Annotated in this window: 16 protein-coding genes; 3 read left to right on the top strand and 13 right to left on the bottom strand. The window is 65.2% G+C overall.

Annotation, left to right across the window (positions count from 1 at the left end; genetic code table 11):
* Positions 1–17: 17 nt before the first annotated feature.
* The 4 genes from AC3WUT_RS05680 to AC3WUT_RS05665 form a co-directional block, all read right to left on the bottom strand.
* Complete coding sequence (locus AC3WUT_RS05680) at positions 18–1205, bottom strand: cupin domain-containing protein (RefSeq protein WP_492346098.1); 1188 nt, start codon at positions 1203–1205, stop codon at positions 18–20.
* A 42-nt stretch (positions 1206–1247) separates the two neighbouring features.
* Positions 1248–2243 (bottom strand): Bug family tripartite tricarboxylate transporter substrate binding protein, encoded by a 996-nt coding sequence (locus AC3WUT_RS05675; RefSeq protein WP_492346097.1) that lies wholly within the window; start codon positions 2241–2243, stop codon positions 1248–1250.
* A 47-nt stretch (positions 2244–2290) separates the two neighbouring features.
* Entirely contained in the window at positions 2291–3418 is a 1128-nt protein-coding gene (locus AC3WUT_RS05670) for a porin (protein ID WP_492346096.1), read from the bottom strand.
* Positions 3419–3500: 82 nt separating this feature from the next.
* Positions 3501–4979: a M20 family metallopeptidase gene (locus tag AC3WUT_RS05665; protein WP_492346095.1), complete on the bottom strand. Its 1479-nt coding sequence runs from the start codon at positions 4977–4979 to the stop codon at positions 3501–3503.
* 137 nt (positions 4980–5116) lie between these two features.
* Here AC3WUT_RS05665 and AC3WUT_RS05660 point away from each other — a divergent pair, with 137 nt between their 5' ends.
* A complete protein-coding gene (locus tag AC3WUT_RS05660) occupies positions 5117–6031 on the top strand; it encodes a LysR family transcriptional regulator (RefSeq protein WP_492346094.1) in 915 nt (304 codons plus the stop codon).
* A gap of 20 nt (positions 6032–6051) precedes the next feature.
* Here AC3WUT_RS05660 and AC3WUT_RS05655 read toward each other — a convergent pair whose 3' ends face one another.
* On the bottom strand, positions 6052–6729 hold the full coding sequence (locus AC3WUT_RS05655; RefSeq protein ID WP_492346093.1) for a Crp/Fnr family transcriptional regulator: 678 nt from the start codon (positions 6727–6729) through the stop codon (positions 6052–6054).
* Between the two features lie 152 nt (positions 6730–6881).
* Here AC3WUT_RS05655 and AC3WUT_RS05650 point away from each other — a divergent pair, with 152 nt between their 5' ends.
* Positions 6882–8021 (top strand): aminotransferase class V-fold PLP-dependent enzyme, encoded by a 1140-nt coding sequence (locus AC3WUT_RS05650; protein WP_492346092.1) that lies wholly within the window; start codon positions 6882–6884, stop codon positions 8019–8021.
* 96 nt (positions 8022–8117) lie between these two features.
* Here the strand turns inward: AC3WUT_RS05650 and AC3WUT_RS05645 are convergent, their stop codons facing one another.
* From AC3WUT_RS05645 to AC3WUT_RS05610, 8 genes are all read right to left on the bottom strand, one after another.
* Positions 8118–9665, bottom strand: coding sequence for a sugar ABC transporter ATP-binding protein (locus AC3WUT_RS05645; protein ID WP_492346091.1), 1548 nt, complete (start codon positions 9663–9665; stop codon positions 8118–8120).
* Positions 9662–10780: an SMP-30/gluconolactonase/LRE family protein gene (locus tag AC3WUT_RS05640; protein WP_492346090.1), complete on the bottom strand. Its 1119-nt coding sequence runs from the start codon at positions 10778–10780 to the stop codon at positions 9662–9664. The genes AC3WUT_RS05645 and AC3WUT_RS05640 overlap by 4 nt, the downstream gene beginning before the upstream one ends.
* Positions 10780–12975 carry an ABC transporter permease gene (locus AC3WUT_RS05635; protein ID WP_492346089.1) on the bottom strand — a complete coding sequence of 732 codons (2196 nt, stop codon included), beginning with the start codon at positions 12973–12975 and terminating at the stop codon, positions 10780–10782. The genes AC3WUT_RS05640 and AC3WUT_RS05635 overlap by 1 nt, the downstream gene beginning before the upstream one ends.
* Before the next feature lie 128 nt (positions 12976–13103).
* The gene (locus AC3WUT_RS05630) at positions 13104–14126 is read right to left on the bottom strand and encodes a sugar ABC transporter substrate-binding protein (protein ID WP_492346088.1); all 1023 of its coding nucleotides are present in this window, start codon (positions 14124–14126) and stop codon (positions 13104–13106) included.
* An 84-nt stretch (positions 14127–14210) separates the two neighbouring features.
* Positions 14211–15188, bottom strand: coding sequence for an ABC transporter permease (locus AC3WUT_RS05625; protein ID WP_492346087.1), 978 nt, complete (start codon positions 15186–15188; stop codon positions 14211–14213).
* A 15-nt stretch (positions 15189–15203) separates the two neighbouring features.
* Positions 15204–17510 (bottom strand): AMP-binding protein, encoded by a 2307-nt coding sequence (locus AC3WUT_RS05620; RefSeq protein ID WP_492346086.1) that lies wholly within the window; start codon positions 17508–17510, stop codon positions 15204–15206.
* 319 nt (positions 17511–17829) lie between these two features.
* Positions 17830–18813, bottom strand: coding sequence for a DUF6976 family protein (locus tag AC3WUT_RS05615; protein ID WP_492346085.1), 984 nt, complete (start codon positions 18811–18813; stop codon positions 17830–17832).
* Positions 18814–18823: 10 nt separating this feature from the next.
* Positions 18824–19039 (bottom strand): hypothetical protein, encoded by a 216-nt coding sequence (locus AC3WUT_RS05610; protein WP_019572347.1) that lies wholly within the window; start codon positions 19037–19039, stop codon positions 18824–18826.
* A gap of 290 nt (positions 19040–19329) precedes the next feature.
* Here AC3WUT_RS05610 and AC3WUT_RS05605 point away from each other — a divergent pair, with 290 nt between their 5' ends.
* Positions 19330–20427 (top strand): NAD(P)-dependent alcohol dehydrogenase, encoded by a 1098-nt coding sequence (locus AC3WUT_RS05605; protein ID WP_492346084.1) that lies wholly within the window; start codon positions 19330–19332, stop codon positions 20425–20427.
* Positions 20428–20478 lie beyond the last annotated feature (51 nt).

The following is a 20478-nucleotide window of genomic DNA, read 5'->3' as shown; positions in this document are numbered from 1 at the left end:
TGACTGGCGTTGCGGGTTCAGGCTTGGCAAACCTCTGATTCTTCGATCAGGGGCGAGAGGTGGACGGCGTCCGGCAGCGTGACTTCGAGCAACTGAAGGTCTTCGCTCGCCTTGGCGAATCCGTATCGCAGGGCCCCTGGTACGGTGACGCTGTCGTCGCTCTTCAAGGTCAGGCGCTCTTGACCATGGCAGAAATCCAATTGACCCGACAGCACAAAATAGAAACAGAATTCAGTTTCATGCTGCTGATCGGGGATCATGGCAGCGCCCAGGCCTTCAGGCCGGATCACGCGCACACCGGCCAGGCCTTTGGTGGCCTCGCCGATGCCGGTGTCCTGGCAGGACAGGCCTGCCAGACGCCATGGCTTCCAAGGGGCGCTACGCGCCTGATGAAAGACAAAGCGCTGGCCGCCGAATTCATGCGCGGGCGGCAACAGGTGATCCGACGGCAAGGACATCGCATGGTCTGCGATGGTGATGTGTTCGGCCGGCGTACCGATCTCGATCACCTCGGCACCCGCCGAGCTTTCCATCACCCGGTGACGGATCAACGGGGGTTGAAGTACGCAGTCGCCAGCTTGCATCACCAGCGGTTCGCCCTGGCCTTCGTACGCCACTTTGACCCAGCCCTTGCGGCAGAAGATCATTTGGAACCGGACCTTGTGATAGTGCTCGTAATCAGGCACGACACCGCCGTCCAGGATCCGGATGTGGGAGGCAATGAAGGCACCGCCGTGGCGGTCTGGCAGCAGGTCGCGGTAGCGCAGGCCGGCGCGACCCACGCTCCAGTGAGTGGCAGCGCCGTGTTGGCTGATGACCAGGGACTGAACGGTGGCGGGCAGCCTCATCTCGGGGTCTACCGGGGCCAGATGAACCGCCGTGCCATTGGGCGCCGACAGCACGAGGCGCCCGCCGGCCACGGCCGCCGGATCACGACACAGCAGGGTCAGGCGTGGCGCAGCGTTGGGCACCCCCACCGAGAGCTGCAGGGTGATGCCGTGCCCCACCACCAGGGCGGTCTTGGGGTTATCGGCCGGAAAGATGGCCAGCACCCGCATGCCCAGCTGATGGGTGAAAAAGCTGAGCGTGGGCTCAAGGGTTTCACAGCCAAGCTGCACCATGGCGGCGCTGATGCCATCGAGGTTCAAAGAGGGCAGCGGCGCACTGGGCGACGACTGGGCTGGGGTCAGGCTGGCAGGGGGCATGAAGGTCTCCGATGAAAAATGGGGTGGATGCATGCACGCGTGTCAATCGAGATTCAGCTTCAGTTGCTGAGCCACGCGGCGGAAGCTTTCGGTTTCGCGGTTCACCAGCGTGCGCATCTCGTCCGGGCCGAGTGCGACGGGCTCCAGGAAGGCTGCGGTGGAGCGGTCGCGCGCCTCGGGTTGGGACATGATGTCGATCAGCTCGCGGCTGAGGCGGTCACGGATGGCCTGCGGCGTGCCGCTGGGCATCGAGAATCCGAAGAAGGGTTGAACGGCGGCCTGGCCCAGCCCCAACTCGGCCAGGCTCGCCACGCTGGGGAGCAGCTTGCTGCGTTCGGGGCTGCCGATGGCCAGGGCCCGCAGGCGGCCCGAGCGCAGTTCGCCGCCCACGCTGGCCAGTGTTTCGAAGCTCAGATCCACATCGCCTCGAAGCAGGGCCAGCTTGGCATCTGCCGCCCCCTTGTAGGGAATGGCATCCATCTTGATGCCGGCCGCGTTCTCCAGCATCACACCGCACAGATGGTTGGCCCCGCCTTCACCATAGGTGACATAGCGCAGGTCGCCTGGTTTGGCCTTGGCCTGGCGGATGAAGTCGGCCAGCGAGGCATAGGGCTTGTTCGACGCGGTGACCAGCACGTTCGGGGTGTAGCTGACCAAGGCCAACATGGCCAGATCCCGGTCGATCTGAAACGGCAGGTTCTTGCGCAGGGCGGGCAGCACGCTGTAGCTGCCAACCCCTGCGAGCAGGAGGGTGTAGCCGTCGGGGGCTGCTTTGGCGACGGCGTCGACGCCGATGATGGTGGAGCCACCGGGTTTGTTGTCGATCACCACGGGCTGCCCGAGACGACGGGGCAACTGATCGGAAATCAGGCGGGCGATGGTGTCCGATGCGCCGCCGGGGGCAAAGGGCACCACCAGGCGGATCGGCTTGCTGGGCCAGGACTGGGCTTGCGCACTGTGCCACGAACTGGCCATCCAGGGTGCAGCGGCGGCCGCGATCAATGATCGGCGACGCAGGGATGAGGAGGGGGTGGGCATGGGAGGTGAGGGTGTTGTTGTTGTGAGGCGTTGACACCGGAGGCGGGTCAAAACTTGTGCCGGATGCCGGCGCGGATCATGCGTTGTGAACGATCAGCACCAGGGACCCCATCGCTCAGTCCCGGCGAATTCATGGACTTGGCACCCAGGTATCCGGTGTTGAAATACAGATCGGTTCTCTTCGACAGGTAGTAATCCAGGCCCAGGTTCAGCTGGTTCAGTCGGCCTCCGGCCGCGGCCACGAAGTCGACCTGGTTGCGGATGATGCTGGCATTGAGGTTGAGATTGGGCGTGACGGCCCAGCTGGCACCGAGGTCCAGGATCGTGGACTGGCGAGCGGAGGCACCCTTCAAGTCACGCGAGGTGCTGGCGATGGCCAGGGGCTGGCGCGTGTCCGAGTAGGTGCCATGCAGGCGGACGACACCCCACTGGTAGGCTGCACCCAATGTCCAGGTGCGCAGCGCCACGTCGCCCGCGCCCCCCTTGTTGGCACCGATGTTGGCGGCACTGGCATCGGCAGAGGTGGCACCGAGTCGGGTCTGATAGAAGGCGCCAGCCAGGCGCAGCGCCTGTTGCTGGTAGTCGAGGCCGAGTGCCACGGTCTGGCCCGCCTGGCTGTCGCCCGCATTGCCACCCAGGCCGACCATGGCGGTTCCTTGCAGCCCGCCTTGACGCACCGAGTTGTAACGGATCGAGTTGTTGGTCCGATCGGCGTAGGTGCGGTCCAGGCCGTGGATTGGGGCCGCCTGAGAGCCGAAATCGATCGTGGACGACAGGGTGCCCATGTCATCCAGGGGGTCGGTCTGGCGTCCGACCAGCAAGGCACCCCAGGGGGTGTTCAGGCCCACAATGGACTTGCGGCCAAAAGCGATACCGCCTTGTGCGAAGCTGCCGCTGTTCATGTTGAGGCCCGATTCGAGGGCGAACACGGCGCTGATGCCGCCGCCAAGGTCCTCACGCCCCCGGTAACCCAGGCGCGATGCCTGCATGGCGCCCGGCAGCACCGACCACATCGAGCCTGGTGTGGTGGCGCTCCCTGATTGGATCCGATTGGTGTAGCTGACCCCGGTGTCCAGGATGCCGTAGATGGACACCGATGAGGCACCGGTGCTCTGGGCGTGACATGCGAGGCCCGCCAAACTGAACGTGGCGCAAAGAAGCTTGTGTTTTTTCATGTGTGCTTTCTGAGGGTCGTGGGGAAACCTGTCAGCGGCCCGTGGAGCGGCCACCGGTTGGATGGGGCAGTCGGTTCCAGCCTCAGTCGGCGGCGCCGACGCTGCTGGTGCTGTTGGCAATGGCGGCACGCCGCGCTTGCATCACCTGATGGCCTTGTTCACCCAGGTCCCAGAAGAGGCCGGCCATGATCTGAAGGCCCTCTCTGGTGACGCTGGCGAGCACATGCTCGTTCGGTGCATGCTGGGCGCAGCCGGGATAGGAGTGCGGCACCCACAGGGTGGGCAATCCCAGAACGTCGGCAAAGGCATCGTTGGGCAAGGAGCCTCCCAGGTTGGGCAGCAGGCTGGGGGCCCTGCCGGTGGTCTGCCTGAGCGAAGCAAGGCACCACCGAACCCACGGATCGCTCGGGTCCAGGCGTGTGGCCATGGCCTCAGAGCCGGCCTGACTGAGTTCGACATCCTGAAAGCCGTGTGCGTCCAGGTGGCGACGCAGGTGTTCCAGAAACCGGGTGTTGTCGCTGCCGACCACATAGCGGATCTGGCATTGGGCAAATGCATGCGGTGGAATGGCATTGACGGGCGCTTCGGGGTTGCCGGTCTTGAACGCGATGACCTCGAAGCTGTTCCACCCGAACACCCGTTCGGTCGGGCTGAGGCCGGGCTCGCCCCAGTCGGGGTCGATCTCGGGTGCTCCGGGGTCTGTCCCCACCTCGATGGTCTGTAAAGCCTCCCGCACGTTGTCCGGCAGGCTGTCCGGCAGCAGGCCGGGGACCAGGATGCGCCCCTTGGCATCGACCATGCTGGCGATGGCGTGTGCCAGGCGGATGCCCGGGTTGCGCAACAACCCACCCCAGTTGCCCGAATGGTGACCCCCTTCCCGCGCCCGCACGTGCAGGTTGAAGTTGAGGCCCCCTCGGGCACCGAGGAACACGGTGGGTGAGGCGGCATTGAGACGAGGCCCATCCGAGGCCACGAAGACATCGGCGCTCAAGGTGTGCCGGTGCCTGGCGCAGAACTCGTGCAGGCCGGGTGAGCCGGCTTCCTCGCCCATCTCCAGCAGGATCTTCACGTTGAAGCCCAAGCGGCCACCGCGCGCACGGATGACCTCGCCCAAGGCCGACACGTTGATGCTGTGTTGCACCTTGTTGTCCGCAATGCCGCGGCCGTACCACCGGGGCCCTTCCACCGTCAGTTGCCAGGGCGACAGGCCCGTACGCCATTGCGTGTCGTAACCGTTGACGACGTCGCCATGGCCATACATCAGCACCGTGCAGGCCGCCACATCTTCGATGCGGGAGGCGATCAGAAAAGGGCTTTTGCCAGCTTCCGGGTTCGGTTCGATGCGCACTTCAAAACCGATGGCCTGCAGTTCCGGGCCGATCAGTTCCTCCAGGTAGGCGTGCAGGATGGGCAGGCTCTCGGCCTTCTGGCTTTCTGTTCGCATGGCCACCCGCTGGGCCAGCAGCGCCTGAAAGCGGCCCGTGTCAAACAGGCGCGTCGCCGCGTCGATGGCCCGTTGGCGGCCTTGGTCGTTAAAGGTGCTGATCGCTGCCTGCTTCATCTTTGTCTGCCCTTGAATCGGGTCTCCGTATGGGGTGTTCGGCTTGTGTGACGCGAAGAATAGGGCGATGAGACATTTGCCACCATTAGATAATTAACATGCTTTAATTGCCGTTTTGGCAAACCATATCGAAACCCATGAAGTCCGATCACCTCAAGGAAACCTCGTTGCGGTACTTTCTGGAGGTGGCGCGCTGTGGTTCGATCACCCAGGCCTCAGAGCGGCTGTTCGTCGCTGCCTCGGCCATCAGCCGACAGATCAGTGCGCTGGAAGACGTGCTTGAAGTGACGCTGTTCGAGCGCCGACCCCGGGGCATGGTGTTGAGTGCTGCGGGTGAGATGCTGGCGGCTCACGCCCGCCGTGCCGCCCTGGAGGCCGACCGTGTGGTGGCCGACATCGTGGCCCTGCAGGGGCTGAAGCGGGGCAAGGTCAGCCTGGCCTGCACGGAAGGCTTCGCCATTGATTTCCTGCCTTCCGTCATCATTGAGTTCCAGAAGAAATACCCCGGCATCACCTTCAACATGAACGTGTCCGGCCCTGACGAGGTGACCGAGCGGGTTCGCAACGGAGAGGCCGACATTGGCCTCGCCTTCAATCGCCTGGCGCAGCGCGAGATCAAGGTGGAGCATCGGCTTGCCGCGCCGATCCTGGTGATCATGCGCCCCGACCACCCTTTGGCCAGCAAGAAGAGCCTCAGCCTTTCGCAGCTGGCCGCCCACCCCTTGGCATTGCCGACCCAGGAGACCAGCCTGAGGCAGATCTTTGACATCACCTGCAGTCGACGCGGGCTGCTGATCGAGCCGACGGTGGCGAGCAACTGTGCTGCGACGCTGCACAGGCTGGTGCTCTCCAGCGGTATCGCGTCGATTGCCGGCGAGGTCTCGGTGCGGCACTTTCTCAGGGAAGGACGCATGGTCGGCCTGCCCATCCGCGATGCGGGCCTGGAGAGTCGCAGCATCGAATTGCAGACGCTGGTGGGTCGAACCCTGCCAGGGGTGGTGCTGACGTTTCTCGACTACCTGAAGAACTGCCTGGCGCAGTCAGAGTCTTGAGCCCTTGGGGCGTGGTTCGGTCAGGCCTGAGCCAGCGCCTGCAATGCGGCGGGGTCCATGGCCACATAAAGGCGGCCTTCGCGGGACAGGACCCGTCGCCTGAGCAACTCTGTCATCACGCTGGACACACTCATGCGTGAGAGGCTGCACAGGCAGGCCATTTCCTCCTGTGTGAAGTTGATCCGGATCAGGCGCCCCGCGGGGTGGGCCTGCCCGTGTGAGTGGAGCAAGCCCAGCAGGGCGGTGGCAACCCGTCGGCCTGCGCCGCCATGGCTGAGCAGGTCATGGTGCATCAGCAGCGCCTGCAAGCGCTGGTTCGAGAACGCCAGGTACTGACCCAGCAGCGTGGGCTCGGCCTGCAGGTCTGCCATCGCCTGCGGCCAGGGCAACTCGACCACCAGGGCCTCGGACGAGGCCACCGCCGTGCAGGCATGGAACCCAGATTGAGATGCTCCTTCGTCACCCAGCAAGCCACCGGGCCCGATGACCATCAGATGCCGCTCGTGGCCATCGGGGGTGTAGCGCACCAGCCGGATCCGCCCGCGCAGCACGATGTGAAGCGCCCGAAACAGGTCGCCCTGCGTGTAGAGGACGGCTCCCCGACGCAGCGGCCTGGCGGGTCGATCGGCAATCAGCGAAGCCCAGTCGTGCCGGGGCTCTCCGAGCCAAAAGGTGCAGGCGCTTTGGGGTTCACTCACTGGGGGGCTCATGGGCTTGGTTTCGGGTGATCGACTCAGGCGGCTGATTCCACCGATTGTGCCCTCGCCCTGTTGTGTAAAGCGCTTGGCAGACCCCACCATGACGCCGTCCTACGCTGCGCCTACCTCAATCACTTTGCTCATGTGACGCCATGCACCACCCGTTTGCCGCCTTCCGCAGTCAATTCCCCATCCTGGATCACCAGGCCCAGCTCTCCAGTTGCTCCCAGAGCGCGTTGTCCGTGCCGGTGATCGAGGCGGTTCAGGCCTACCTCGAGAGCTGGCAGACCCAGGGTATGGACTGGGCCGGCTGGATGCTGGCCGTCGACGGGGCCAAGGCCGAATTTGCACGCCTGATCGGCGCAAAGCCCCAGGACATTGCTGTGGCTGGCTCGGTGGCCGACGCGACCAGCGCCGTGGGCAGCGCACTGAGGTTCGAGCCCGGCAAGGAGTGCGTGGTGGTCGGTGAGAGCGATTTCCCGTCACAGGGCCACGTTTGGCTGGCCCAGGAGCCTCGCGGAGCGCGTGTCCGATTCGCCACCGCCCAGGCTGACAGATGCGTCACCCCCGCGTGTCTGGAGGCTGTGATCGACGACCGCACCCTGCTCATCCATGTCTCTCATGTGGCCTATGACACGGGTTACATCCAGGACCTGGCGGCGATCCGGCAGCTCGCGCGCCACCATGGCGCCATCGTCTTCGTGGATGCTTACCAGTCGGCGGGCGCGCTCGACATCGATGTCGAACGCGACCAGGTGGACATCCTGGTGGCTGGTGCACAGAAGTTCATGTTGGGCTGTCCCGGCATCGCCTTTCTTTACGTGCGGCCCGGTCTGGCCACGACACTGCAGCCCACCCACACCGGTTGGTTTGGCCGCCGAGAGCCGTTCGCGTTCGATATCCGGAAACTGGATTTTTCCGACAATGCCAATCGCTTCAACACTGGCACGCCCCCCATGGTCAACGCCTACGCAGCGCGGGCTGGGTTGCAACTGTTGAACGCCATGGACTGCGTTGAAGTGCAGGGCTACCTGTTGGAACTGTCGCAAATAGGTCGTCAGGAGGCCCGGCGCCTGGGTCTGAAGCCCGTGGTGAGCGACCTCAGGGTGGGCACCCTGAACACGGCCATCCTGGTACAGGATGCCGCATCCAGCGAACAGCATCTGCGGCAATCTGGCTTCATCACTTCGGCCCGCAATGACGTGTTGCGCATCGCGCCTCACTTCTACAACACAGAGGACGAAGTCATCCGTGCCGTGCGGGCGCTTGCCGAGTGGTGTGGCAAGCGGTAGACCGTTCCGACCCGGCGTCTGAAGCAGGTGTCTGGGATTCGGCCGCCTTGAATGCCAATTGGGGTGCCCAGCTGCCGTCGGTGGCGGCCTGTGAAATCAGTGGATGGCCGCGTACATGATCGCTTCCTGGCTGGCCTGCTCGGCAGAGAACTCGACCACCACTTTGCCTTGTTTGGCCACCAGGATGCGGTCGGACAGGGCCATCACCTCGGGCAGATAGGACGAGATCACCACCACGGCTTTGCCGGCATCGGCCAGTCGGTTGATTTCGGCATGGATCTCGGTGATGGCCCCCACGTCCACGCCGCGGGTGGGCTCGTCAAAGATGATCACATCGGGGTCTTGCACCAGTGATTTGGCGATCACCACCTTTTGCTGGTTGCCGCCCGACAGTTCGATCACCTTCACGTCGCGGCTGATGGCGCGCACATTGAGCAGCTGGCTCCAGTGCTCGCCCATGCGGGCAGCGCGGCCCGGGTCGAGCAGGCCTACCATCGAGCCGAGCTTGCCCAGCCAGCCCATGTAGATGTTCTGGGTGATGGACATGGTCTCGAAAAAGCCCTCCACCTTGCGGTCTTCGGTGATGTAGGCGATGCCATCGGCCACGGCCTGGCGTGCCACGCGGTAGCGCACCGGGCGCCCGCGCAGCAGCACCTCGCCGCCGTGAAAGAAGTCGCGCTTGATCAGGCCGGCCACCACCTTGAAGGTCTCGGTGCGGCCTGCCCCCACCAGTCCGAACACACCCGTCACCTGGCCTGCAAACACCGACAGCGAGTTGTTTTTCACCATCGAGGCCATGCGCAGGTTGCGCACCGACAGCACGCAGTCCCCCTGGGCCCGGACCTGGGTCTTCTTTTGCCCGTACAGGGTTTGCGACAGGTCGCGGCCCACCATGGCCTGGATGATGCGGGCGCGGTCGAAGTTCTGTTTGAGGTCAGTCACCACGTGCTGGCCATCGCGCAGCACGGTGATGCGGTCGGCCAGCAGCAGCGCCTCTTCCAGCGCATGCGAGATGAAGATCACCGACACGCCGCGTGCCTTGAGGTTGAGCATCAGGTCGAAGAAGTATTTCTTCTCTTCGGGGGTCAGGCTGGCCGTGGGCTCGTCAAAGATGATGATTCGGGCCTGATGCAGCACGGCGCGGGCAATCTCCACCATCTGTTTCTTGGCGGCGCCCAGCAGGCTCACCGTGGCCGTGGGGTCGACATCGAAGTTGAGCGATTGCAGAAACTGCTGCGCCGAGATGTACACCCCGCGCAAGCGGTTGAAGAAGTGCTCTTGCCCCAGGAACAGGTTCTGTGCCACGGTCATGGTGGGGACCAGGCTGGTCTCCTGGAACACCATGGCAATGCCCGCGTCGCGGGCCTCCAGCGGGGTCTTGAGCTGGACCTCGCGCCCTTCTACCAGCATCTGCCCTTCGCTCAGCGCCACCACACCGGCCATGATCTTGGTCAGGGTGGATTTGCCGGCGCCGTTCTCGCCCAGCAGGGCGTGGATCTCACCGCGCCGCAGATCGAAATTGACGCCGTCGACGGCTGGCACACCGCCGTACTTCTTGGTGGCCTGGCGCAGTTCCAGCACCACCTCGTCGGCCAGGGGGGCGGGTGAGGGGGTGTGGGTGGAATCCAGCTGAGAAACCGTCATGTCTGACTCCCTGTCGGCTGGGCGTCCAGCCGCAACAAGCGCCCCGCACCGCGCGAGGCCACATACAAGACCATGCCCACCTGGGCCACCGCCGTGATGCCGTGGTGCTGTCCGTCCACCTGGCTGTGCAGAGACGACAGCACCCGACCATCGGCCGCCACCCTGAGCACCAGCCCATAGGAGTGCGGAGGGGCCCAGGGTTTGAGCACGCCCATCTGTTTGACGCCTGCACCCTGCAGCGGCTCCAGAAAACTTTGGCCCGATGACAGCGCAGGTGCGATCCAGTGGCGTGGATCGATCTCGGCCATCATGCGTTGGCGGTAGGCCGGCTCGCGCAGCACGAACTCGACCAGTTGCGAGCGGCACACAAAGCAGCTGAGCCAGAAGCCGCCACGGTCATCCACCGCCATGCGCGAGGGGTAGCCCACCAGTTCAGCGCTCAGCAAGTGGCCCTGGCGCGGGCCGGCGCCGCTCAGGTCCAGCACCCGGTGATGCCAGCTTTCGCTGACCAGCACCCGCGAGCCCAGCGCCAGCACGCCAAAGGCATGACGCAGCCCCTGGGCCAGCAGGTCGGCCTGCGGTGTGCCCGGTGTCCAGCAGCCGACCCGACCCGTGTGGCCCAGGGCCATCAGGTCGTGGCACCAGGCCTCGGTGCCGTGATGTGAGGAGCCTTCACTGAACAACAGCCGCCCCTGGGTGTCAAAGCTCAACGCGTTGACGCTGAGCAGCGGCGTGCCCGCCAGTGTCTGCAGGCTGGCCTCGGTGTGCCACACCGGGTCTTGGTTGGGGCGGTACAGGATGCGCAACTCGCTGCCGCCCAGGGCCACGGCCAGGCGTTCAGGCCCTTGCAGGGCCAGCGCGGTGATGGGGCGGTCAAAGCGCAGTTGCTCCACGGGCCCGGCGTCCTGGTCCAGGCGATACAGCGCATTGCCGGCGCTCATCCAAAGCTGGCGCCCGTCGCTGGCCAGGTCGTTCAGACCCGGCAGATGGGCCACCACCTGGGCCTCGTCCAGGGCCCGGTTGGGCTTCAGGGCGCCATCCATCACCGGCACGGTGATGGCGGCATCGCCCCGGCCCAGAAAGCGGTCGCTCAGTTGTCTGAAGGTGGCCAGCATCAGCGTTGCTCCCAGCGTTGTTCGTAGTGGGCGAAATCCGCCTTGGCGTCGGGCAGCTTGTAGCGGCCGATGCGGTTGTTGGAAATGCCGCCCAGGTACAGGTAGCCCCGGTGCTCGCGCATCGAGGTGATCATGGGGTGGTTCTCGCCGCCCAGGTCCCACAGGGTTTCAAGCACTTCGCCGCGCTCGCTGAACTTGAGCACGCAGCCGGTGTTGATGTTGGGGAACAGCCATTCGTCCACCGGCACCCGCTTGGCCATGCGGCGCCTGAAGCCCGGCATGCGCATGGCCAGGTCGTAGGCCGGCGCGCGCATGCCCACCAGGGCCATCCAGTAGTGCCCGTCAGAGGCCAGGTTGATGTTGTCGGGGTAGCCCGGCAGGTTGTCCAGCACCACCTCGACCTGGCCCTGGCGTGGCCCGTCAAACCAATAGCGCTTGACGCAGCAACCCCAGGTCTCGGCAAACAGGATGGACTGGCCGTCGCTGCCCACGCAGATGCCGTTGGGAAACTTCAGCCCGCGCAGCAGGGTGCGGGTGCTGCCGTCACGCGGGTCGTGGCACACGATGCGGCCGTTGCCGCGGGCCTCCAAGCCGTCCACCGGCCATTCGTGCATTTCATAGCGGGTGGTGGCCTCGCTGAAGAAGATCCGGCCATCGGGCGCGATGTCCAGGTCGTCGGCCAGGCGCAGGCGGCTGTCGTCGTTGATCGAAGCCCAACTGCGGTTGGTCTCGTCGGTCACGCAGTGCACCTCGCGCTCTGGCGTCACCTTGTACAGGCCCATGCCACCCACGCAGACCAGCAGGTTCCAGTCGCGGTCGAACGCCATGCCCAGCGGCTGGCCGCCGATGTGGGCAAAGACCTCCATCTCCTGGTAGTCGGGTGCCTTGAAGCGGATGATGTCGCCATGGCGCGAGCCCGCATACAGGTGGTTGTCGCGGTCCAGGATCACGTCTTCGGGGGCTTCGATGCGGCCCAGTCCGATCAGGTCCACATCGCGCAGCTTGTTGTTGACGGCCCAGGCGGTGGGCGCCTGGGCACTGCAGTCGGGGGCAGCTGGCAGGCACAGGTAGGTGGGGCTCACGTACACCTTGCTGATGATGCGGTGGCGGTTTTTCAGCCAGCGCACGTCGATCGCGGCGGCCGCGATCAGGATGGCCGCCAACACCATGCGTGTCACGCCGCCGGGGGCCGACAGGGAGGTCAGGCCGTTGGTGATCAGCAGCACCACCAGGGTGCCGACCAGGGCCTTGGTCACCGAGCCGCGCCCACCGCCCAGGCTGATGCCGCCCAGCACGGCCGCGGTCAACACCAGCACCTCCATGCCCACGCCGATGTCGGCGCCTGCCGTGGCCAGCCGCGATGCGAAGAAGCAGCCGCCCACGGCCGTCAGCACGCCACTGCCCACATAGCTCAAGGCCACGGTGCGGCGCACAGCGATGCCACAGTTGTAGGCCGAGCGGCGTGAGCCGCCAATGGCCATCACATGCCAGCCCCAGCGCAGCCGGGTCAGCATCAGGTGGCCTGCAATGGCCACCACGGCATAGACCCAGGCCACCGAGGGGATCTCCAGAAACGTGCCGCCGCCCAAGAAATCCCACCAGGCCGAGTCGGGCAGGTTGCCGGCGATCTCGGTCGAATAGCGCAGGCTCAGGATCTCGTACAGCGAGCGGAAGATGATCAGCGTGATCAAGGTGGTGAGGAAGGCCCGCAGGCGCAGGTAGCCGATCAGCACACCATTGATGCCCCCCAAGACCGCGCCCGTGAGCAGGGTGCCCAGCACGGCGGCCGGCACCGGCCACTTGAGCACATGCATCATCATCAGCGCGCTGAAATTGGTCAGTGCAAAGATCGAACCCACCGACAGGTCGATGCCGCCCACGATCATCACCAGGGCCAGGCCCAGCACCACAAAGCCCACCTCGCCGGCCTGCCGCAAGGTGTCGGCCATCACGGCCAGGCTGTAGAAGTTGGGCAGCAACTGCCCCGAGGCGATCAGCACCGCCAGCAGCAGGATCACCGGGATGGCCGTCTCGGTCCAGCGCTTGGACAGGATTTCGCCCACCCAGTGGTCGGGCCAGTAGCGATAGCGCAGGCGCGTCAGCGTCTCGGACCACGAGGGGGCGTCCGCGTGCTGGCGCGGCGGCGCGCCGGCCTGCAGCAAGGGGGGCAAGGTGGTGCTTGAAGGGTCACTCATGGCAGGTTTCCATCCATTGGTGAGGCGCCCTTGGCGCAAGGGCGGGCCTGGCGCCGGCGTTGGGGGGGCCGGCCCGGCGGCCCCAGAGGGCGCCAAGGCTCGGTTGATGTGCGCACAGGCGCAGCGGCTTATTTGGCAGCCAGCTTCCAGCAGGTGCCGTCGGCCCCGGCGTTCTCTTTGGTGATCGGGATCAGCGTGGTGTAGATGTTCTGGCGCGCCTGGCCTGCCTTGAGGCCGTTCTGCACCAGCCACTTGATCATGGCGGCCATGTTGCTGGCCTGCGTGGGCACGTCGTAGCTGATGTCGTAGTCGAAGCCGCCGCTCTTGACCATGTCGCATGCACCCTTTTGCTCGCCGCCGCCCGAGGTGGCGAGGTACACCTTGCCCGTCAGGCCGGCCTCCTTGATGGCCGCTGCCGTGCCGATGTCCATGCCGTCCCAGAAGCCCACGATGCCGCACAGATCAGGGTGTTGCTTGAGCACGGTCTGGGTCAGGGCCTTGGCCTTGGCGGCGTCCCAGTCGGCGGCCTGGTTGGACACCACTTTCACGGTGGGGTTCTTGGCCAGCACGTTCTCCACACCCTTGAGGGTGTAGGCACTGGCGGCTGCCGTGGGGGCGCCCTGCACAATGGCGATCTTGTTGGACTTGCCCTTGCAGGACTCGACCACCGCGGTGGTGGTGCGTTCACCGATGTCCACCCAGTCGGCGCCGACAAACACGGTGGAGGGCTGGGCCGAGCGCATGTTGATCTGCACCACGTAGATGCCTTCGTCCTCGGCCTTCTTGATCAGCTTGGCGTAGGTTTGCACATCGGGGTTGTGGATCACGATGGCGGCGGGCTTTTCGGCGATCAGCGAGGTGAAGGCCTGGGCGCCGGCATTGGTGTTCCAGTTCGGGTCACGGGCCACCACTTTCATGCCCGAGGGCTCCAGCTCCTTTTTCAGGCCTTGGTACCAGCCCTGAGCCAGGTCAAAGCCCATGGCCACCGGAATGTAGCCCACGGTCTTGCCGGCCAGCGCCTTCTTGTAGCCCTCACGGAAGGGCTCATCCAGGCCCTTGCTCTGGGCCAGTGCGCTGCCCGCCAGCCCCAGGCTCAGGGCCAGACCGGCGAAGGTTGTCGTCCACTTTCCTGCGTTTCCTGCGTTGTGCATGCTTGTCTCCTTGCTTGTTTGAGGATCAAAAGCGCCTGAGGCCGGGCGTGCGGCATACCGAAACCAGAATGGGAGCGGGCGGCTCTAGATGTCGCCCTGTTGGGCTGTCTCTTCGTTGCGCGGGTTGAGCACCGAGTCGATCAGGATGGCGGCTAGCAGCACCAGGCCCTTGATGATGTTCTGCACCGAGTAAGAAATGTCCATGATGGTCATGCCGTTGAGCATGGTGCCGATCAGCAAGGTACCGATCACCACGTTGGCCACGCCGCCGCGGCCACCCGACAGGCCGATGCCGCCCAACACCACCACCAGCACCACGTCATAGACCATGGTCGAGTTGTAGATGCGGGTGGGCATGCTGTTGACCGAGGCGGCCATCACCAGGCCTGCAAACAGGCCGATCAAGGCGGCCAGCACGTATTCAAAGACGATCACCGGCCGAGTGGGCAGGCCGGTGGCGCGGGCACTGAAGGGGTTGTCGCCTATCGCATAGATGAAGGCGCCGGCGCGCACCTTGCGCAGCAGCAAGGCCATGAGGGCCGAGGCCAGCGCGAACATGACCACGGGCATGGGGATGCCCCCCAGCGAGCCGCGCCCCATGCCGGCCACGGCGTCCAGCGCCGCGGGCCATTGCACCACCTCCAGTTGAAAGATGGCCGCCTGCCCCAGGCCGGCCAGAAACAGGCCCGAGGCCAGGGTGGTGAACAGCGAAGGCACCTCGGCATAGGCGATCAGCCAGCCATTGATCAGGCCAAAAGCCAGCGACAGGCCCAGCGCCATCAGCCCTGCCGAGGCGATCGACTGCCCATTGGCGACCATCTGCAGCATCAGGCCGGCCGGTACGGCCAGCGCGGCAATCATCGAGATGTCGATGCCGCGCCCGATGACCACCACCGCCATGCCCAGGCCCAGGATGCCCAGGATGGCCACGTTCTGCAGCAGCGTGAGCAGGTTGTCCAGGTTGGAAAAGCCGGGCAGCAGGACCGTGAAGCCCAGGAACATCACGATGAACAGGGCAAACACAATGGTTTGCTGGGTGGCACGCAGTTTGGGGATGGTCATGGCGGGCTCCTCGGGTCAGGTCAGGGCGGCGTTGAGCGAGCGACGCAGCTCGCGCTTGACGATCTTGCCGTTCAGGTTGCGCGGCAAAGGTTCGGTATCGATGGTCCAGGTCTCGGGCACGGCGTAGTCGGCCATGCGCTCTGCACAGAAGGCCTGCAACACCGGGGCCTGGGTGTCGTCACCCAGTGCACGCACGGTGACGAAGGCGTGCACTCTTTCACCCAGCACCGCGCAGGGCACACCGACCAGGGCCACTTCGATGACTTGAGGGTGCTCGGCCAGTACGTTCTCCACCGCGGCGCAATACACCTTGTAGCCGCCTCGGTTGATGATGTCTTTCTTGCGATCCAGGATGCGCAGATAGCCTTCGGCGTCCAGGCTGCCGATGTCGCCCGAGCGCCAGAAGCCGCCCCTGAACTCGCTGGCGGTGGCCGCCTCGTTGCGCCAGTAACCCGGTACCACCATCGGACCGGCGATCCAGATCTCGCCCACGCTGCCGCGTGGCAGCTCGCGGCCCTCGTCGTCGACGATGCACACCTCGCCACAGGGCACGGCCTGGCCCACGCTGTCGCGGTGGTGGTCGGTCTGACCGGGCGGCATGATCGTGGCGGGCGAGCAGGTCTCGGTGGCGCCGTAGGCGTTCATCAGTGTCAGGCCGGGCAGGCGCTGCGCCAGCGCATCGATGGTGGCGGTCGACATCGAGGCGCCCCCAAAAGCCCCGATGCGCCAGTGCCGCAGATCGTGGTTCTGCAGATCGGGCAGCAGCAGGCACAGGTTGTACATGGCCGGCACCATGATGGTGTGGGTGATGCGCTCGGCCTCGGCCAGTCGCAGAAACTCGCCCGCCTTGAAGGGGGGCATCAGCACCAGGCAGCCGGCGCAGTGGAGCATCGTGTAGAGCTGCGCCACCAGCCCGGTGACGTGGCTCAGGGGCACGGCCACCAGCGTGCGCTCCTGGGCGCCCAAGGCCATCACCTGCGCAAAGTGCATCACCGAGTGGATGATGTTGAGCTGGCAGATCATGGCCCCCTTGGGTTTGCCGGTGGTGCCCGAGGTGTAGAGCAGCACGGCCAGATCGTCTTCGTGGGCGGCGTGGGGTTGGGTCATGGCCTCGCCTTGCAGCAGGCCGGACAGGGCGCTGAAGCCGGTCACGGCCTGGCTTCCGCACACCAGCCGCCAGCGCAGCGCCTCGGGTGGTTGGTCGTGTGGGAACCACTCGACCAGCTCGGGTGCGCACACCACGACCACCGCCGCTGAATCGGCCAGGGCATGGGCCAGCTCAAGCCCCCGGGCCCGGTCGCTGATGGGCACCAGCACGGCGCCCATCCAGGCGCAGGCCAACCCCAGCAAGACGAATTCAGGCCGGTTGGCCATGTGCAGGGCCACACGGTCACCGGGCTGCACGCCCAGGCGTGCCAGGCCGGCGGCATATCGGGCGGCGGTGTGTTGCAGCTCACGCCAGCTCAGCCGCAGCCCGCCTGAAACCAGGGCTGGCGCATCAGGGTGTGCCTGGGCGGCCCGCTGCAGCATGTGGCCCAGGCTGATCGGGCGTTCGCTGTAGCAGCGCATCACACGGTTCTGGAAATGGGTTTCGCGACGCGTCAGGGGCATGCTGTCTCCAGTCTGGTCGGGGCGGGCCGGGTGGGCCGCGGGCTCGCTCAAGACGCCGCGCAGCAACATCTCCAGGCAATGGTCCACGGCGTGGCGCAAGGCTTCGGCGCTGTGCTGGCCCGGTCGGTACCAGCGACCGATGCCGCTCAGGGCGCCGACCACGGTGAATGAGGCGACGGCGGCATCGCCGGTGACGATCCAGCCGGCCAGCATGCCTTCGTCGATCAGCACCCGGAAATCGGCGTCGACCTGACGCTTGAGGCGGCGCAACTCGCGCCGCCGCTCTTCGGGCAGGGTGTCCTCGCCCAGGCGGATCACGCATTGGCCGAAATCACCTGTCACCACGCTGGCGTACAAGGCCATGGCGGCGCGCAGGCGCTCACGCCCGCTCAGCCCCTGGCCCTGCAGCTGGGCCAGGCCAGTGTGAAACTCGGCCAGTCCGCGCTCCACGCAGTCAAAAAGGATCTGCTCCTTGTTGTCGACGTAGTAGTAAAGCGTTGGCTTGGACACCCCCAGGCTGCGCGCGATGTCGTCGAGCGAGGTGTGCTGGAAACCGTTCTTGGTGAACAGGCGCGCCGCTGCCAGCAACACGGCGTCCTTCTTGGCCTGGCGCGCAGGTTCCCGCTCATGGCGGGTGGCCCAGGGCGAGCCCTTGGGCTCGGGCGGTTGGCTCCCTTGGACGCTTGCAGCAGCAGTTTTAGGCACGGACACCGACCTTTCCTGGCTTGATCGAGATCAGGTTACCGGCGGGTAAGCCTGTCGACTGGCGGAAAGATAGACCTCCTGAAAGGCATTTCAGCTAAGGAAAACCCTTTGACGCAAAGCACCATCTGTCTGGTGCGCGACATCTGGCCTCCGCTTGCGGCGCGGCTGGATGTGGACCGGGAAGTCACTGGTGACGACGCAGGCCAGGGGAGGCGGTGGGCTCGGAATCAGCCTTGGGCGGCCGGGTCGGCAGCGGCAGACAGACAAAAAAAAGCCCCCGTGCCGATGCGGAAAAGCACCGGCACGGGGGCTGGATGCGCGGCAATCAATGCACGCGCACGCTCACCATGGTCTGGTTCAGCAGTTGGTAGGCGATTTCACCAAAGGTGATGGGGCCGGCCATGCCGCCGATGGCCTTGCCTTCGAGCTCTCCGAACACGAAGTTCAGAATGCAGTTGCACGACAGGGCCAGGCCGTCTGCGCTCTGGTCGGCCAGGCGGGCGCGGAAGGCGGCGGCGTAGTCACCCACGGGTTTGGCAAAGCGGTAGTCCACCCCGGGGAACACGGGTGCATACAGCACCACCTTGCCGCCCGCCTCGCCCACGCTTTGCAGCGACGCATTCACGTGGGCGCCGGCAAAGTCACCCACCAGGGGCAACTGGCCGTTTTCCAGGTCGTGTTCGCGCACATACGCGGCGAAGTTGGTCGGCTGGCCATTGACCAGGCATTGGCCCACTTCGAAGGTGGTCTGCTCGAACTGCAGCAGGTCGCCGGTGCCGGGCTCAAACAGGTTGACGATTTCGATCGAAGCCAGTTTGTCTTCGGGCAGCTTGACATAGGCCACCACGGCGCGGTCTTCGTACTTGGTGGCGGTGCGGCCGTCGTAGACCTTGGGGGTGGCACTGCCCAGCTGCGACAGGTGCACACCGGCGATCCAGCCCACCGTGGGCTTGATGAAGGCGTCTTCGAAGTTGGCGGCACCTGCGGCGAACTTCTGGTGCGAGCTGCTGCCGGCCGGGATGATGGTCACGGCAAAGCCGTTGTCAGGGCCGTTGCGGCTGATGTCGCCCAGGGCCTCGGGGCCGTAGCTGGCAAAGCTCACCTCGCCGACGGGCGACAGATCGGTGGCAAAAACCTGACCGTCCTGCACCACCACGCCACCGCTGGGCACCATGAAATAAGGGATGGTGCCGCCAATCCAGTTGCCGGCAGGCAATTGGTCCAGTGCGGATTCGGGGCCGGCCAAGCTCAGCGGCGTGCCTTGGCGGATCAGTTCGGCCGCAGCCTGCACGGAGATCAAATTGTTCATGGTTCGGTCCTCAGAGTGTGGTCAGTTGGGCGACTTCGGTCGGGAGAATGCGTTCCCACTTGGTGAAGAAGGCATGCAGCTCGGCGGCGCGTGCGGGCAGCGGATCGGTACTTCGTTCGATGCGCTTGGCCAGCAGTTGGGTGCCCAGGTGCTGTGTGCGGATTTTGCTGAGCCCGCCTGCGGCCAGCTTTTGCCAGCAGGGATGGTTGAGAGCCGGAATGGCCATGTTGTGCTCCAGAGTGTTTGTGGCTGCCGTAAATATCAATTGTCTCGCCATGGACGATGTCAATTGTATCGCTATGATCATTTAAAAGTCAAAAATGAACAATAGCCGACTGCAAATAATGATTGATTTGATTTTCAAGGTGTTGATCAAACGCAAATCCAGAACACTCCCTGTGTGGCTGGCCGGGGGCATCGGCGGTGCTTGTTGCGCTGAGTCATGGTTTCGCCCCAGAGCGGCTCTAGAGTGGGAAGGCGCGCCCTTGCGTGCACCTCATCTCCAGGAGTCAGCCCATGAGTACCTTGATGAAAGCCGCCGTTTTTGTCGAACCCGGCCGCATTGAACTGGTCGACAAGCGCATTCCCGATGTCGGGCCCAACGATGCCTTGCTGCGCATCACCACCACCACCATTTGCGGCACCGATGTGCACATCCTCAAAGGGGAGTACCCGGTGGCCCGCGGTCTCACCGTGGGCCATGAACCGGTGGGGGTGATCGAGAAGCTGGGCAGCGCCGTGCAGGGCTACCAGGAAGGGCAGCGGGTGATTGCGGGGGCCATCTGTCCCAATTTCAATTCGTATGCAGCCCAGGACGGTGCTCCTTCGCAGGACGGTAGTTACCTGGTGCCTCAGGGCTTGTGCGGCTGCCATGGCTTCAAGGCCACAGCAGGCTGGCGCTTTGGCAACCTGATCGATGGCACTCAGGCCGAGTACGTGTTGGTGCCCGACGCCCAGGCGAACCTGGCCCCGATCCCCGATGGCCTGACCGATGAGCAGGTGCTGATGTGCCCCGACATCATGTCCACCGGGTTCAAGGGCGCTGAGAACGCCAATATCCGCATTGGGGACACCGTGGTGGTGTTTGCCCAGGGCCCGATCGGCCTGTGCGCCACGGCCGGGGCCCGTCTGCTGGGTGCCACCACCATCATCGCGGTGGACGGCAATGCCCACCGGCTGGGCATCTCCAGGCAATTGGGGGCGGACGTGACCCTCAACATCCATGAGTGCGATGTGGTGGCCGAGGTGCTGAAGCTCACGGGCGGACGCGGAGCAGATTCGGCGATCGAGGCGCTGGGCACCCAGGCCACCTTCGAAGCGGGCCTGCGCGTGATCAAACCCGGGGGCACCCTGTCGAGCCTGGGCGTTTACTCCGGTGACCTGACGATCCCGCTGTCGGCGTTTGCCGCTGGACTGGGTGACCACCGCATCAACACCGCGCTGTGCCCGGGCGGCAAGGAGCGGATGCGCCGTCTGATGAACGTGCTGGCCTCAGGCCGGCTGGATTTGGGCGTGCTGGTCACCCACCACTACCCGCTCGATCAGATCGTGGCGGCCTATGACCTGTTTTCGCACCAACGCGACGGGGTGTTGAAGGTCGCCATCAAGCCCTGAACACCAAGCCCTGAGGCGGTCAGGTGCCGGTTCAGCGACCCCGCGCCGCGC

This window comes from Curvibacter sp. EU05-FHT14A10 (genome assembly GCF_058791075.1).
This window is presented reverse-complemented; position numbering and strand designations above follow the sequence as displayed.

Excerpts from the sequence above, each read along its gene's own strand:
- AC3WUT_RS05645 (WP_492346091.1), bottom strand. The coding sequence starts at position 9,665 with ATGACGGTTTCTCAGCTGGATTCCACCCACACCCCCTCACCCGCCCCC.
- AC3WUT_RS05605 (WP_492346084.1), top strand. The coding sequence starts at position 19,330 with ATGAGTACCTTGATGAAAGCCGCCGTTTTTGTCGAACCCGGCCGCATT.
- AC3WUT_RS05650 (WP_492346092.1), top strand. The coding sequence starts at position 6,882 with ATGCACCACCCGTTTGCCGCCTTCCGCAGTCAATTCCCCATCCTGGAT.
- AC3WUT_RS05630 (WP_492346088.1), bottom strand. The coding sequence starts at position 14,126 with ATGCACAACGCAGGAAACGCAGGAAAGTGGACGACAACCTTCGCCGGT.
- AC3WUT_RS05615 (WP_492346085.1), bottom strand. The coding sequence starts at position 18,813 with ATGAACAATTTGATCTCCGTGCAGGCTGCGGCCGAACTGATCCGCCAA.
- AC3WUT_RS05660 (WP_492346094.1), top strand. The coding sequence starts at position 5,117 with ATGAAGTCCGATCACCTCAAGGAAACCTCGTTGCGGTACTTTCTGGAG.
- AC3WUT_RS05680 (WP_492346098.1), bottom strand. The coding sequence starts at position 1,205 with ATGCCCCCTGCCAGCCTGACCCCAGCCCAGTCGTCGCCCAGTGCGCCG.
- AC3WUT_RS05610 (WP_019572347.1), bottom strand. The coding sequence starts at position 19,039 with ATGGCCATTCCGGCTCTCAACCATCCCTGCTGGCAAAAGCTGGCCGCA.
- AC3WUT_RS05635 (WP_492346089.1), bottom strand. The coding sequence starts at position 12,975 with ATGAGTGACCCTTCAAGCACCACCTTGCCCCCCTTGCTGCAGGCCGGC.
- AC3WUT_RS05665 (WP_492346095.1), bottom strand. The coding sequence starts at position 4,979 with ATGAAGCAGGCAGCGATCAGCACCTTTAACGACCAAGGCCGCCAACGG.
- AC3WUT_RS05670 (WP_492346096.1), bottom strand. The coding sequence starts at position 3,418 with ATGAAAAAACACAAGCTTCTTTGCGCCACGTTCAGTTTGGCGGGCCTC.
- AC3WUT_RS05675 (WP_492346097.1), bottom strand. The coding sequence starts at position 2,243 with ATGCCCACCCCCTCCTCATCCCTGCGTCGCCGATCATTGATCGCGGCC.
- AC3WUT_RS05625 (WP_492346087.1), bottom strand. The coding sequence starts at position 15,188 with ATGACCATCCCCAAACTGCGTGCCACCCAGCAAACCATTGTGTTTGCC.
- AC3WUT_RS05640 (WP_492346090.1), bottom strand. The coding sequence starts at position 10,780 with ATGCTGGCCACCTTCAGACAACTGAGCGACCGCTTTCTGGGCCGGGGC.